At 74.0% G+C, this 13839-nt stretch carries 10 protein-coding genes and 1 pseudogene; 6 read left to right on the forward strand and 5 right to left on the reverse strand.

Annotation, left to right across the window (positions count from 1 at the left end; genetic code table 11):
* Nucleotides 1–54: 54 nt before the first annotated feature.
* Nucleotides 55–930, reverse strand: a complete 876-nt coding sequence (locus ACH5AC_RS28970) for a LysR family transcriptional regulator (RefSeq protein ID WP_398865137.1) — start codon at nt 928–930, stop codon at nt 55–57.
* 164 nt (nt 931–1094) lie between these two features.
* Between ACH5AC_RS28970 and ACH5AC_RS28975 the strand changes: the two genes are divergently transcribed.
* Nucleotides 1095–1907 (forward strand): EamA family transporter, encoded by an 813-nt coding sequence (locus tag ACH5AC_RS28975; protein WP_398865233.1) that lies wholly within the window; start codon nt 1095–1097, stop codon nt 1905–1907.
* Nucleotides 1908–2280: 373 nt separating this feature from the next.
* On the opposite strand, the gene ACH5AC_RS28980 is transcribed toward ACH5AC_RS28975, so the two are convergent.
* Complete coding sequence (locus tag ACH5AC_RS28980; RefSeq protein ID WP_398865138.1) at nt 2281–2676, reverse strand: DUF5997 family protein; 396 nt, start codon at nt 2674–2676, stop codon at nt 2281–2283.
* Between the two features lie 58 nt (nt 2677–2734).
* Between ACH5AC_RS28980 and ACH5AC_RS28985 the strand changes: the two genes are divergently transcribed.
* A complete protein-coding gene (locus ACH5AC_RS28985; RefSeq protein ID WP_398865139.1) occupies nt 2735–3481 on the forward strand; it encodes a LysR family substrate-binding domain-containing protein in 747 nt (248 codons plus the stop codon).
* Nucleotides 3482–3520: 39 nt separating this feature from the next.
* Here ACH5AC_RS28985 and ACH5AC_RS28990 read toward each other — a convergent pair whose 3' ends face one another.
* Complete coding sequence (locus tag ACH5AC_RS28990; protein ID WP_398865140.1) at nt 3521–6124, reverse strand: AMP-binding protein; 2604 nt, start codon at nt 6122–6124, stop codon at nt 3521–3523.
* A 191-nt stretch (nt 6125–6315) separates the two neighbouring features.
* Between ACH5AC_RS28990 and ACH5AC_RS28995 the strand changes: the two genes are divergently transcribed.
* The 3 genes from ACH5AC_RS28995 to ACH5AC_RS29005 are packed head-to-tail and all read left to right on the forward strand — an operon-like array spanning nt 6316 to nt 10009.
* A complete protein-coding gene (locus ACH5AC_RS28995) occupies nt 6316–7365 on the forward strand; it encodes an iron ABC transporter substrate-binding protein (protein ID WP_398865141.1) in 1050 nt (349 codons plus the stop codon).
* A 5-nt stretch (nt 7366–7370) separates the two neighbouring features.
* Nucleotides 7371–8963 (forward strand): ABC transporter permease, encoded by a 1593-nt coding sequence (locus tag ACH5AC_RS29000; protein WP_398865142.1) that lies wholly within the window; start codon nt 7371–7373, stop codon nt 8961–8963.
* Nucleotides 8960–10009 (forward strand): ABC transporter ATP-binding protein, encoded by a 1050-nt coding sequence (locus tag ACH5AC_RS29005; protein WP_398865143.1) that lies wholly within the window; start codon nt 8960–8962, stop codon nt 10007–10009. Before ACH5AC_RS29000 ends, ACH5AC_RS29005 begins: the two co-directional genes overlap by 4 nt.
* A gap of 195 nt (nt 10010–10204) precedes the next feature.
* On the opposite strand, the pseudogene ACH5AC_RS29010 reads toward ACH5AC_RS29005, so the two are convergent.
* Nucleotides 10205–10859: pseudogene (locus tag ACH5AC_RS29010) on the reverse strand (glycosylase); the annotation flags it as partial.
* Between the two features lie 15 nt (nt 10860–10874).
* Nucleotides 10875–11351 (reverse strand): Lrp/AsnC family transcriptional regulator, encoded by a 477-nt coding sequence (locus tag ACH5AC_RS29015; RefSeq protein WP_398865144.1) that lies wholly within the window; start codon nt 11349–11351, stop codon nt 10875–10877.
* 272 nt (nt 11352–11623) lie between these two features.
* Here ACH5AC_RS29015 and ACH5AC_RS29020 point away from each other — a divergent pair, with 272 nt between their 5' ends.
* Complete coding sequence (locus tag ACH5AC_RS29020; RefSeq protein ID WP_398865145.1) at nt 11624–13615, forward strand: FUSC family protein; 1992 nt, start codon at nt 11624–11626, stop codon at nt 13613–13615.
* The last annotated feature ends 224 nt before the right edge of the window (nt 13616–13839 follow it).

The raw sequence follows: 13839 nt of genomic DNA on the forward strand, positions 1-13839 counted from the left end.
GTGAACCTGGCCAGATCGTAGCCATGCCGGGGCCCTCAGTGCGACTCCCGGGTGTCACTGACCTCGGTAGAGAGCCGCCACCAGCTCCATCACGGCCTGTGTGGCGGGGTGCGGGTCGTCCCGCCACCACGCCATCCGGACGGCGACCGGCTCCGCGTCGCGCACCGGCCGGTAGACGATCCCGGGCCGCGGATACTGGTTCGCGGTCGACTCGGCGGTCATGCCGACGCTGCGGCCGGTGGCGATCACCGTGAGCCAGTCGTCGACGTCGTGCGTCTCCTCGGTGGCCGGCCGGGCGTCCGGCGGCCACAGCTCGGGCGTGGTGGTACCGGTACGGCGGTCCACGAGCAGTGTGCGACCGCTCAGGTCGGCCAGCCGCACCGAGCGGCGCCGGGCCAGCGGATCGTCGGCCGCCAGGGCGCACAGGCGGCGCTCCAGGCCCACGATGGCCGAGTCGAACCGCCGGTCGGGCGGTGGTCGGCGCACCACCGCGATGTCGCAGGCGCCCTCCGCCAGCCCCGCCGTGATCGCGTTCACCCGGACGAGCTGCAGCTCCGTCTCCGGGTGCTGCGCCGCCCACTGCCGCTGGAAGGCCAGGGTGTGCCGGCCGAGAGCCGCCCAGGCGTACCCGATCCGCAGCCGGGGGTGGCCCGAGGTGGCCTCCCGTACCAGCGTGTCCACCTCGCCGAGCACCCGGCGGGCGTGCGCGGCCACCCGCAGCCCCGTCGCCGTCGGCGTCACCACCCGCGACGTGCGCCGCAGCAGCCGTACGCCCAGGGCCCGCTCCAGCGAGGCGAGCGTCCGGGACACGGCCGCCTGCGAGACGCCGAGGGCCGCGGCCGCGTCGGTGAAGCCGCCCTCGTCGAGGATCGCGACGAGACACCTCAGCTGGCGCAGCTCCACACCCGCAGCACCCACACCCTCATCCATACGCTCATCGTATAGATCGGATGCGGAATGCATTTTGCGCAAGGGCGCGCCCGGAGGACCATCCCGCTATGCCTGCCGCGTCCGCCCCCGCAGGGGCCCCTGCCGCCGCCCCTCCGACGTTCCCCGTCCCCTCGTCCCGGCCCGGCGCGGGCCGCCTCGCCGGCGTGGCCACCATGGTCGGCAGCGGCCTGTCCAACCAGACCGGCGCCGCGATCGGCTCCCTCGCCTTCCCCGTGCTCGGCCCCGTCGGCGTCGTCGCGGTGCGCCAGTACGTCGCCGCGCTCGTCCTGCTGGCCGTCGGCCGCCCCCGGCTGCGCTCCTTCACCCGGCGGCAGTGGGGCCCCGTCCTGCTGCTCGCCGTCGTGTTCGGCACCATGAACCTGTCCCTCTACACGGCCATCGACCGCATCGGCCTGGGCCTCGCGGTGACCCTGGAGTTCCTCGGCCCGCTCGCCCTCGCCCTGGCCGCCGCCCGCCGCCGGGTCGACGCCTGCTGTGCCGTGGTCGCCGCGGCGGGCGCCGTGACCCTGATGCGCCCTCAGCCCTCGACCGACTACCTCGGCATGGGGCTCGGGCTGCTCGCCGCCGCCTGCTGGGCGTCGTACATCCTGCTCAACCGCACCGTCGGCCGGCGCATACCCGGTGCCCAGGGGTCCGCCGCGGCCGCCGCCGTGTCCGCGCTGCTCTTCCTGCCGATCGGGATCGTCCTCGCGGTCCGCACCCCGCCCACCGCACCGGCGCTCGGCTGTGCCGTCGCCGCCGGAGTGCTGTCCTCGGCGGTGCCCTACCTCGCCGACCTCTTCACCCTGCGCCGGGTGCCGCCCGCCGCCTTCGGACTCTTCATGAGTGTCAACCCGGTCCTCGCCGCACTGGTCGGCTGGATCGGCCTCGGACAGACCCTCGGCCTCCTCGACTGGGCCGCCGTCAGCGCCGTCGTCGCGTCCAACGCGCTGAGCATCCTGGCACCGCGCAGGTGAGACGGCGAGCGGGCCGACCGGCCGGTCCGGAAGACCGAAATCACCCGCGCGCGGGATGGTTCTCGGGTCTGCCGCGCTGATGACTCCCGCGGGGCCGACTTCGGTTCGTCGTACCTGGCCGACGCCGGGGTGGAAGGGGCCAGGTCGTCGGATTCCCCGGCGGCGGTCACCGTGACGGCCTCGACGCGGCCAGGCAGGCCGGCCTTCAGGACGCTGTCGTACGGCCCGTCGGCGTCGACAGCGTACGAGGCGGACGGTGATCTTGCCGTCGTCGGAGGTGGCGGGGCCACAGGTGCGACGGCGCCGCCCCCGCAGGGGCGTCGCCGTCAGCGATCCCGCCGCCGTCCGGCGGCTGGTGCGTGGTTAGGGGTGGCTACTCGCCTGCCTGCTGCGCCCGCTCCGCGTCGCGCTGCTTCAGGCGGGACGCCTCCTTGCGCACCTCGGCCTGTGTGGCGCGCTCCTTCACCAGCCACTCGGGCATCTCGCTCTTGAGTGCCTCGATCCGCTCGGTGGTCAGCGCCTCGGTCACCCCGCCGCGGGCCAGCCCCGCGATGGACACACCGAGCTTGGCCGCGACCACCGGACGCGGGTGCGGGCCGTTGCGTCGCAGCTCCCGCAGCCACTCCGGCGGGTTCGCCTGCAGCTCGTTGAGCTCGGCGCGTGAGACGACACCCTCCTGGAACTCGGCGGGGGTGGCGGGGAGGTACACGCCCAGCTTCTTCGCCGCGGTGGCGGGCTTCATCGTCTGGGCGCTCTGGTGCGACTTCATGCTGTCCAGACTATCGGCCGCGGCCGAGCCCTCCGACCACAGCCGGTAACCTGGCGGGGTGACTGACTCGGCGGATTCCCCCACGTTCCGGCTCGCCCACGTCCCCGGAGTGATGCCCGCCAAGTGGGTGCGCGTCTGGAACGAGCGCCACCCGGACACCCCCCTCACCCTCCTCCAGATCACCGCCGCGCAGGCCGAGGACTTCCTGGGCGCCCGCTCGGCCGACGCGGGCCTGGTCCGCCTCCCGGTCGACCGTAAGGTGTTCAGCGCGATCCCCCTCTACACCGAGACGACCGTCGTCGTGGTCCCCAAGGACCACCTGGTCACCGCCGCCGAGGAGGTCACCCTCGACGACCTCTCCGACGAGGTCGTCCTCCACCCGCTGGACGACGTCCTCGGCTGGGACGGCACCCCGCCCGGCGAGCCCGCCTTCGAACGCCCCGCCACGACGGCCGACGCGATCGAACTGGTCGCCGCGGGCATAGGCGTCCTCTACGTCCCCCAGTCCCTGGCCCGTCTCCACCACCGCCGCGACCTCACCTACCGCCCGGTCACCGACGCCCGCCAGTCGACGGTCGCCCTCTCCTGGCCGGAGGACGCGACCACCGACGAGGTCGACGACTTCATCGGCATCGTCCGGGGCCGCACCGTCAACAGCACGAGGGGCCGCACCAAGCCGGCCCCCCAGACGCCTCCGGCCCGGGAGAAGAAGCAGCCGCGCCGCACCGGCGGTGCCAAGGCCGGGAGCGGTTCGAAGAGCGGCGGCGGCCGGCAGGGCGGCAGGAAGCCCCGCCGCCGCTCCTGACGACGGGTACGACGGGCACGAGGGGCACGAGGGGCACCCTCACAGCCACGCCACCTTCCTCGACAGCCGGGTCACGACCGTCGCGTAGCCGACACCGACCGCGAGGGAGGCGAACAGGGCGGTCAGCGGGAAGTCCCGCTGGAGGTACGGGTAGACCTGGAAGTGCGTCAGATAGATGTAGAGCGAACTGCTCGCCAGGACGCCCGCGAGCGCGTTGAGCGGACCGAGGCTCGGCAGCGAGGGGACCCAGATCAGCAGCGCCAGCCCGGCGATCACCGTGGCCTCACGGAGCGGCTGGTTCTGGAAGAGCCCGGGTACGGACAGCAGCAGCACCCCCGTGAGCAGCGCCCGTTGCCACACCGACCGGGCCCGAGCGGCCGCCCACCCGACCGCGAACAGCCAGAAGACCACGGTCGGACTCAGATGCGGCCGGGCGGACGCCAGACCGAGCAGGTCGTAGCGGCCGACCAGAGCGACGGCCACCAACACCAGCGGCACCCCGAACGCGTACCGTCGCTCCAGCCGGTCCAGCAGCGGTACGGACATCACGGCGGCGAGGACGACCAGGAAGTAGACCAGGGCCTCCACGAACCAGTAGGACCACTCGAAGCGGTCGGTGCCCTGGGAGACCAGGCTGTTGAGCAGCAGAGCGTTCGCCGGGTCGTACCAGTCGGTCAGGACCACCGCACCGCTGATCCACAGCATGCTCGGCACCGCGATGCGGGCGATGCTGCGCCCCAGACGCCGTACGCGCTCCCGGCGTCCCGCGGAGGTCAGCTGGAAGCGGGCGAAGTTGTAGCCCGCGACGCCGAGGAGGATGTGGGCGAAGCCCGGGAGGTAGAAGACATGGATGTGCGAGCCGACGATGAGGACGATCCCGACGGCGCGCAGGGCGATGCCGGTCTCCAGGGTGCGGCGGGTCCGCCAGGACTCCGGGGCCGTCCAGGAGCGCAGCGCTCCGCGGAGCCCCGTCGTGGTCCGCGCCCGGCGCGGCTGCTCCGGCGCGGCAGCTTCTCCCGGCACGGCACGCAGTTCGCGGATCGTCGTCGTGTGCCAGTCGGCGGGCAGGTGGCCCAGCGTCTCCTCCAGGCGCAGGGACAACTCCACGTAGCACAGTGAGTCGCCGCCCAGACCGACGAAGCTGCTGTCCTCGGTGACGTCCGGGTGGCCGAGGATCTCCGCGTAGAGGAGACACAGATCGTCGCCGGGGCCGGGCGTCGCGGCTTCCGCGGCGCGCGCGAGTCGTCGTACGGCCGCGTAGTCCGGCTTGCCCGTGGACAGATGCGGCAGCACGTCGAGGACCCCGACCCGCACGGCGCGGGCCGGCAGACCGCACTCGCCCATCACCAACCGCCGGATCCGTGCCTCCTCACCGGTGTTCCCGAGCGCACCGGTGTTCCCGAGCGCACTGGTGTTCCCGAGAGCACTGGTGTTTCCGAGCGCCGCCACCGCCAGCGCCTCGCCGTCCGCCGCGCAGTACGCGGTGACCCCGTGCTCCGCCAGCAGGCTCTCCACGCGCTGCGGATCGATCCGCAGCCCGAGGATCTTCGCGAAGCGGCTGCGGCGGCCCACGATCTCGTACAGCCCGTCGGGCGCGCGCCGGGCGAGGTCCCCGGTGTGCAGGTCCGTCACGGTGCGGCCGAGGGCGAGGTCGGCGGGGCTCTCGGCGTAACCGAGCATCACGTTCGGCCCCGAGTAGACCAGTTCACCGACGCCCGGCTCATGGCCGTCGACCGGCCGCAGCCGGAAGGAACCGCCGGGTATCGGCACCCCGACGGCCTCGGGGCGCTCGGCGGCGAGCTCCGGCGGCAGGTAGGCCATCCGGGCTGTGGCCTCGGTCTGCCCGTACATCACGAACAACTGCCAGCCCCGGCGCCGCCCCAGCTCGGCGTAGCGGCTGACGCGGTCCGGAGCGAGCCGGCCGCCGGCCTGGGTGACGCGGCGCAGATGCGGCAGCTCCATCCGCGCGAAGCCGACCCGGTCGAGCAGGTCGAAGGTGTACGGAACCCCGGCCAGCGAGGTGCCGCGGGCGGCGCGGAACTCCTCCCAGAAGGCCGCGTCGGACACCGACCGCTCGGTGAGGACGAGCCCGGCGCCGCGCAGCAGGTGGCTGTGGATGACGGACAGTCCGTAGCAGTAGTGCATGGGCAGGGTGGTGGCCGCCCGGTCGGTGTCGTCGATGCCGAGGTACGTGGCGATGGACTCGGCGTTGGCCTGGAGGTTCTCGCGGGAGAGCCGCACCAGCTTGGGCGATCCGGTCGAGCCGGAGGTGCTCAGCAGCAGGGCCAGGTCCGGGTGGAGGGTGTGGGCGCTGCCCGGGTGCCGTTCGTCGAGGGTCCACGTGCCGTCGGCGTCCGGGCGGGCCACGACGTCGGGGGCGTACGCCCGCGTCAGCGAGCGGATCGTGCCGTCGTTGTCGCCGGGGACCAGCAGGACGGGGTGACCGGCGGACAGGGCGGCCAGGTGGGTGACCAGCGCGTCGGCCCGGTTGGCGCCGGCCAGCAGCACCAGCCGCCGCCCGGGGCCGAGACGCGCGGCGGTGACGGCGACCCGCTCGGCCAGCTCCCGGTACGACAGCTCGCCCTCCGGTGTGACGAGCGCGACACGGTCGCCGTACGCGGCGAGCCCGCGCGCGAAGGGCACACCCGGAGCAGGAGCGGGGGAGACCCGGGAAGGGGACACGAGGGGCTCGAAGGGGTGGAGCACAGGCGGGCCCTTTCCACGGCATGTCAGCCGATAGCACAAACGCTTGACGTTTAGGTAAGGATTACCTTATTCATAGCATGGTCGTAAACAAGCCACAGGAACGTCACAGACGCGGGAAGGCACACAGCATGCAACGCCCCTCGGTTCGCCGTACCACCGCGCTGGTCGCGGCCGGACTGATGCTGCCCGCCCTCGCGGCGTGCGGCTCCGACGACAAGAAGGACGGCGGGAGCGAGGGCGGAGGCTCTTCCTCGCTCGTCATCTACTCCGGCCGCAACGAGAAGCTGGTCAAGCCCCTGCTCGACGAGCTGGAGAAGGCCGTCGGCGCCAAGGTCGAGGTGCGCTACGGCGACAGCGCCGAACTCGCCGCTCAGATCCTGGAGGAGGGCGACCGCACCAAGGCGGGGCTGTTCTTCTCCCAGGACGCCGGCGCGCTGGGCGCCCTGTCCAAGGAGGGCATGCTGGAGAAGCTGCCCGAGGCCACGCTCGACAAGGTCGACAAGGCGTACCGCGGCTCCGACGGGGACTGGATCGGCCTCTCGGGGCGGGTCCGCGTCATCGCCTACAACCCGGACAAGGTCGGCGCGGACCAGGTGCCGGACAGTGTGCTCGACGTCGTCGAGCCGGAGTGGAAGGGCAAGGTCGGCTTCGCGCCCACCAACGCCTCCTTCCAGGCGTTCGTGACCGGCATGCGCGTCCTCAAGGGCGACGACGCCACCCGTGAGTGGCTCAAGGGCCTGAAGGCGAACGGCAAGACCTACGCCCACAACCTCGCCACGCTGGACGCCGTCGAGTCCGGCGAGGTCTCCCTGGGCCTGGTCAACCACTACTACTGGTACGAGCGGGTCGCCGAGAAGGGCGCCGACAAGGTCAACGCCAAGCTGCACTTCCTGCCCGGCAAGGACCCCGGCGCACTGATCAACGTGGCCGGAGCCGGCGTCCTCAAGGACGGCGGGCAGAGCGAAACCGCCCGCAAGGCCGTGGACTTCCTGCTGTCGAAGCAGGCCCAGACCTACTTCGCCGACGAGACCAAGGAGTACCCGCTGGCCGCGGGCGTCACCAGCAGCGTCGAGGATCTGCCGCCGCTGGACTCCCTGCAGGCCCCCGACATCGACCTCGGCAAGCTGGAGTCGCTCCAGGAGACGCTGGCCATGCTCCAGGACGTCGGGCTGGTCTGACCGTCGTGCCTACCTCACCGTCCGCCGCGCGCCCGGCCGGAGCTGTCGCCCCGGCCGGGCGCCGGCGCGACCAGGGAACGGGCCGTGGCCCCGGCCGCAGACCGCCCCTGGTCCTGCTCCTGCCCGCCTGCGTCGCCGCCCTCTTCGCCCTGCTGCCGCTCGGCTACCTCGCCGTCCGCGCCCTGGAACGAGGCCCGGCCTTCGCCTGGGACGTCGTCGCCGACGAGCGCACCCTCGACCTCCTCGGCCGCAGCCTCGGGCTGACCGCCGTGGTCGTCGCGGCCTGCCTGGTGCTCGGCGTCTCGCTGGCCTGGCTGACCGTGCGCACCGCGCTGCCCGGAGCCCGCGCCTGGTCGGTGCTGGCCACGCTGCCGCTCGCCGTGCCCAGCTACGTCGCCGCGTTCGCCTGGCTCTCGGCCGAACCGGGCCTCGCCGGCTTCGGCGGCGCCGCCCTCGCCCTCACCCTGGTCAGCTTCCCGTACGTCCACCTGCCGGTCGCCGCCGCCCTGCGCGGCATCGACCCGGCGCAGGAGGAGGCCGCACGCTCCCTCGGGCACGGCCCGCTGCGGACGTTCCTGCGCGTCACCCTGCCCCAGCTGCGGCCGGCCGCCGCGGGCGGGGCGCTGCTGGTCGCCCTGTACGTGCTCTCCGACTTCGGCGCGGTGTCCCTGATGCGGTACGACACCTTCACCCGGGCCATCCACACCTCGTACCGCGCCTCCTTCGACCGGACCCCGGCGGCCGCGCTCAGCGTGGTGCTGGTGGTGATGACGATCGCGCTGGTCGCCGGCGAGGCACGCACCCGCGGCCGGGCCGGCCACGCCAGGACCGGCACGGGCACCGCCCGCCCGGCCACCGCGGTCGCCCTCGGCCGGTGGCGTCCGCTCGCCCTGCTGTGGTGCGGCGCGGTGACGGCCGTGGCCGTGGCCTTCCCGCTGGGCACCCTCGGATACTGGCTGGCCGTCGGCACCTCGGCCACCTGGGACCTGGGCGGACTCGCGGCCACGGCCTGGACGACGCTCGGCGTCGCCGCGGCCGGCGCCGGACTCACCACGCTCCTCGCCCTGCCGGTCGGAGTGATCGCCGCGCGCCACCGGGGGCGTGGCGCCCGGCTGCTGGAGCAGGCGGCGTACGCCGGGCACGCGCTGCCCGGCATCACGGTCGCGCTCGCCCTGGTCTTCTTCGCCGTGCGCTACGCCTACCCGCTCTACCAGGAACTCCCGCTGCTGGTCTGCGCGTACGCCGTGCTCTTCCTGCCGGTCGCGGTGGCCGCCACCCGGGCCGCCGTGCTCCAGTCCCCGCCCGTCCTGGAGGACGTCGCCCGGTCGCTGGGCCGACGGCCCTGGCAGGTTCTGCGGGACGTCACCGTGCCGCTGGCCGCACCCGGCGTGGCCGCCGGGGCCGCGCTCACCTTCGTGGTCTGCATGAAGGAACTGCCGGCGACCCTGCTCCTGCGCCCCACCGGCATGGACACGCTCGCCACCCGGCTGTGGACGGAGACCGGCGCCGGCTCCTTCGCGGCCGCCGCGCCCTACGCCGCCGCGCTGATCCTGCTGGCGGCCATCCCCTCGTACCTCCTAGGCAGGCACCGGACATGAACGAACTGCACGTCGAAGGACTCACCAAGTCCTACGCGGCCGGAGCCGGCGAGCCGGTGCTGCGCGGCCTCGACCTCACCGTTCCGGCCGGTGCGCTGGCCGCCCTCCTCGGCCCCTCAGGCTGCGGCAAGACCACCACGCTGAGGATCGTCGCCGGATTCCTGCGCGCCGACGCGGGCACCGTCCGCCTCGGCGACCGGATACTCGGCGGACCCGGTGTCCACCTCCCGCCCGAGCGGCGCCGCATCGGCATCGTGCCCCAGGAGGGCGCCCTCTTCCCGCACCTGAGCGTGGCCCGCAACGTCGCCTTCGGCCTGACCGGCGTCGACCGGGCCGAACGGCGCGGCCGCACCGAGGAGATGCTGGAGCTGGTCGGCCTCGCCGGATACGGCGACCGCATGCCGCACGAGCTGTCCGGTGGTCAGCAGCAGCGCGTCGCCCTGGCCCGCGCCCTCGCCCCCCGCCCTCAGCTCGTCCTGCTCGACGAGCCGTTCAACGCCCTGGACAGCGCCCTGCGGGCCGGAGTGCGGGCGGACGTCCGGGCGGCACTGCGGGCGACCGGCGCGACCGCCGTGCTGGTCACCCACGACCAGCAGGAGGCCCTGTCCACCGCCGACCTGGTCGCCGTCGTACGGGACGGCCGGGTCGCCCAGTGCGCCACGCCGCAGGACCTGTACCGGCGCCCCGCGGACCCCTGGATCGCCGGCTTCGTCGGTGACGCCGTGCTGCTGCCGGGCAAGGTCGGCACGGACGGCACGGCGGTGACGGCCCTGGGCGCCGTCGCCCTGGCCGCGCCGTCCGACGGCCTGCGGTCCGGCACGGTCCTGCTCCGTCCGGAACAGCTCCTGCTCACCGACGCGGACGCCGACGGCTCGGTCCGGGGCACCGTGAGCGATGTCGCGTACTACGGTCACGACGCCATGGTCACCATGACCGTCGACGGCCATCCCACCCCGGTCGGCATCCGCGTCGCGGGCCCCCTGGCAGTCCGCCCCGGCGAGGAGGCCGGCATCCGCGTCGTGGGCGAGGCGGACCTGCACCCGTAGCGGACCTGCACCGTAGCGGGCGCGCGCCCTGCGCCGCGCCCGCGTCCGCGCTCAGGCCCGCGTCCGCGCTCAGGCCCGCGTCCGCGCTCAGGCCCGCGTCCGCGCTCAGGCCCGCGTCCGCGCTCAGGCCCGCGTCCGTGCTCAGGCCCGCGTCCGCGCTCAGGCCCGCGTCCGCGCTCAGGCCCGCGTCCGCGCTCAGGGCGCGAACTGCGCGGCCTGAGCGGTGCGGGCCACCGTCTCCCCGTCCGTCGGCGTCAGCGACCCCCGGCCGCCACCCACGCGTCGACCACGGACCGCACCCGTGCCACCAGCGCACCCTTCCCGGCGAACGGTCCCCCGCCCACACCTCGTCGAGCAGCGTCGTCCCGTCCGCCTTCGCGGGGTTGGCGACACCGGAGTCGGTGTTGCCGAAGACAACACGGGGCTCCGAGCGCCGTACGTAGGCGTGCGTGGGATTCTCGGTCCCCTTATCCCCGGACAGCGCCGCGTTCCGGTACAGCCCCAACCGCAGGTACGACGTGGCCGAGTCGCGCCCGACCAGATTGACGGGCCCGTAGAAGAGCGTCTGAAGCGACGGGTCGTCGATCGGCTACTCCACCCGCAGCCGGAACGGCATGGACACCCGCACGGTGTCCCCGTCCCGCCAGGTCCGCGACACCGTGAGGTAGCTCCCCGGCGCCGGAGTCCCGCTCACCGCACGCCCGTTGACCGTCACCCGGAACCCGGCGACGGCCCCCGACGGCACCCGCAGCTTCAGCGCGAACGCGGAGGCCGGCCCGCGCACGGTGAGCGTGGTCCCGTGCTCCCGCGGGAACTCGGTCCTCTGCTCGACGGTGACCCCGCGCTCGGCCATTTTCGACGGCCGTCATTTCCTGGCCGTGCGGCCGATCGACTCCACCAGGGGCAGCAGGCGGTGCTGTACGCGCTCCCGCAGGGCGACCTCCGTGCGGGTGCGGACGACGCCCGGGAGGCTGATCAGCTTCTGGATGACGTCCTCCAGATGGGCGTTGTCGCGGGCCACGACCCGGGTGAGCAGGTCGCCGCCGCCGGTGATGGAGAACGCCTCCACGATCTCCGGTACGGTGGCCAGCGCGTCGCCCACGTCGTCGAGGTGGCCCTGGGTGACCTCGATGTGCACGAAGGCGAGCACCGGGTGGCCCAGGGCGGCGGGGGAGAGGGAGGGGCCCGTGCCGGTGATCACGCCGTCGCGTTCGAGGCGGTCCAGGCGGGCCTGGAGGGTGCCGCGGGCGATGCCGAGGATGCGGGCGTACTCGCGGATGCTCGTGCGGGGCTGCTCCAGCAGCAGCCTCAGGATGCGGGTGTCGAGTTCGTCCACGGCCATGGTGCCCGGCCTCCTTGCTGCGTACATGATCTTCGTCGACTGTACCAATGGCTCAGCGGGGTGCGATCCGGAAGAACCGGGCGTCGTGGTCCGTTGGCCCGGCGGTGGAGCACGCTCGGGCCGCACCGATGGGCCAATGGCCCAGTGGTCGAGGGCTCACTTGAGCCGGTGGCGGGTCGGATGCTGTCATGGGGTCGTCGATGGCGCTGCGGATCCCGCGGCGCCTTTTTCATGCCGGTGTCCATCCGATGTCGATCAGGGGGCGGTAAGCAGTGCTGAAGACGGTGTTCATGGCCCCGGACCCGGGGCGGGCGCGGCTGCGCTTCGCCGCGCGGGCCTTGCTCGGCATCGGCCTGGCGGTCGTCGTCTGCGGCCTCGCCGGTCACTCCCTCGTCGGCGCCGTGACCGGCGGCCTCGCCGCGCTGCTCGCCCTGTTCACCGTCACCGACGCCACCGTCCGCGGGCAGGCCGTCACCACCGCGCTGCTGCCCGCCGTCGGTCTGCCGGTGCTCGGGGCGGCGGCCGTGCTGCACGACCAGCCCGTCCTGCGGGACCTCACCTTCCTCGCCGTCATCGGCGCGGGCGTGTACGCCCGTCGCTGGGGGCCGCGCGGACACAGCCTCGGCGTGTTCGCGTTCATGATGTTCTTCGTCGCGCAGTTCCTGCAGGCGACCCGCGGTCAGCTGCCCGAGCTGTACGCGGCCGTCCTGCTGTCCCTGCTGAGCGCGGCGGCGGTGCGCTTCGGGGTGTGGTGCTACGAGCGCGGGCTGCCCCCGGCCGCCGTACCCGCCCCGCCGGGCGGCACCGGACTCGACCGGGTCACCACCCGCCAGGCCGTCCAGGCGACCGTGGGTGCGGGCTTCGCGCTGGTCGTGGGCCAGCTGCTGTCCGGAGAGCGCTGGTACTGGGCCGTCGGCGCCACCTGGTGGATCTTCGTCAACACGACCTCGCGGGGCGAGACGCTGGTCCGCGGCTTCCGCCGGGTGCTCGGCACGGTGATCGGCATCGGCCTCGGCCTGCTCCTCGCGGTCCCCGTGGCGGGCTCCGCGGTGCCCACGGCCGTGCTCGTCGCCGTGTGCGTCTTCGGGATCTTCTATACGGCCGCCGTCTCCTACACCTGGATGATGCTCTGGGTCACCCTCCTCGCCGAACTCCTCTACGGCCTCCTCGGCGTCCTCACTCCGGGCCTGCTGGCGCTGCGGCTCGCGGAGACCGGGGTCGGGGCGGTGGGCGCGGTCCTCGCGGTGCTCTTCGTCCTGCCGGTCACCACCCACACGATCACCGACGCCTGGATCCGTCGCGCCCTGCGCTGCGTCCACGCGTGCACGGCGGAAGCCGCCGCGCGCCTCGCGGGTGACGACAGTGCCGCCCCCGCCGCCCGGGTCGCCGAACTCGAACAGCTCCTCGGCCGGGTACGGCTCGCCGTGGCCCCCCTCGTCCACCCCCTCAACCCGATGCGCGGCCGCAAGCGCCGCGCCGCCCAGGTCCTCACCCTCCTCGACGCCTGCGCCCACGAGATCCGCGGCCTCGTCACCATCGCCGCCGACCCCGAGGCATCCCACGACGCCCGCCTGGCGGCGGCGTGCTGGCGGGTGCACGGGGCTGTGGAGGCGCTGGTGGAGGGGGAGGCCGGGGCTGAGGCCAGGGCGGGGGTGGCCGCAAACACCGGGGCTGAGGCTGGGGCGGGAGTGGCGGACGCCGGGGCCGCGGTGCACATCGAGGTCGCGGGCGTGGCGAGGGCTGGTGCTGACGTGGAGTCCGGGGCAGGGGGCCTGGTGAAGGCTGGTGCCGAGAGCGAAACCGGGGCACACGGCGTGCTGAAGGCCGGGGCTTCGCAGCCCTTGGCGGAGGCCGCGGCGAAGGCCGGAGCTGAGGCGAAGGCTGGGACGGGAATCGGGGCTGTGACGCAGGTAGGGGTTGTGGCGCAGGCCGGGGTCGCGGCCAAGGCTGGGACGGGAATCGGGGCTGCGACGCAGGTGGGGGTTGCGGGGCAGGCCGGGGTCGCGGCCGAGGCTGGGGCTGGGGCCGAGGTCGGCACGGAGACTGCGGTTGGGTCACAGACTGGGACGGGGGCCGAGGTTGGGCCGCAGACCGGGGCTGGGCTGGATGTGGCGTCCGTGTTGCCGGCCTCCGGGTCCGCCGCCGATCCGGCCTCTGCCCACCTGCACGGCCCTCTCGCTCACCTGCACGGCCTGGAGCGCGCCCTCACAGAGCTCGCCCAGCCGCTGCGGGCCCCCTCCGGCTCACCGCTCGTCGGGGCCTGACCGCTCCCCGGCCCACCGCTCACGGGTGCCAAGCGCGCCAGCCCATGCCTGGGTGCCGGGCCTGCCGCCCCAGCGGCGTCGCTTCCCGAGGTGGCAACCTGCCCTCCGGCATGCGGCTTCGCCGCCTGGCGGCACGCGCGTGCGACGCGCCGACCCTTCCGCATGCGGACCCCCCACCTGACGGCGCGTGCGGGGTAGCTGCCGGCCCGTGCTCTGGTGTGGGG

Origin of the sequence: Streptomyces sp. NPDC018693 (assembly GCF_044391385.1) — a bacterium.
In the GTDB taxonomy this organism is placed as follows: domain Bacteria; phylum Actinomycetota; class Actinomycetes; order Streptomycetales; family Streptomycetaceae; genus Streptomyces.

Excerpts from the sequence above, each read along its gene's own strand:
- ACH5AC_RS28970 (WP_398865137.1), bottom strand. The coding sequence starts at position 930 with ATGGATGAGGGTGTGGGTGCTGCGGGTGTGGAGCTGCGCCAGCTGAGG.
- ACH5AC_RS28980 (WP_398865138.1), bottom strand. The coding sequence starts at position 2,676 with ATGAAGTCGCACCAGAGCGCCCAGACGATGAAGCCCGCCACCGCGGCG.
- ACH5AC_RS28995 (WP_398865141.1), top strand. The coding sequence starts at position 6,316 with ATGCAACGCCCCTCGGTTCGCCGTACCACCGCGCTGGTCGCGGCCGGA.
- ACH5AC_RS29005 (WP_398865143.1), top strand. The coding sequence starts at position 8,960 with ATGAACGAACTGCACGTCGAAGGACTCACCAAGTCCTACGCGGCCGGA.
- ACH5AC_RS29015 (WP_398865144.1), bottom strand. The coding sequence starts at position 11,351 with ATGGCCGTGGACGAACTCGACACCCGCATCCTGAGGCTGCTGCTGGAG.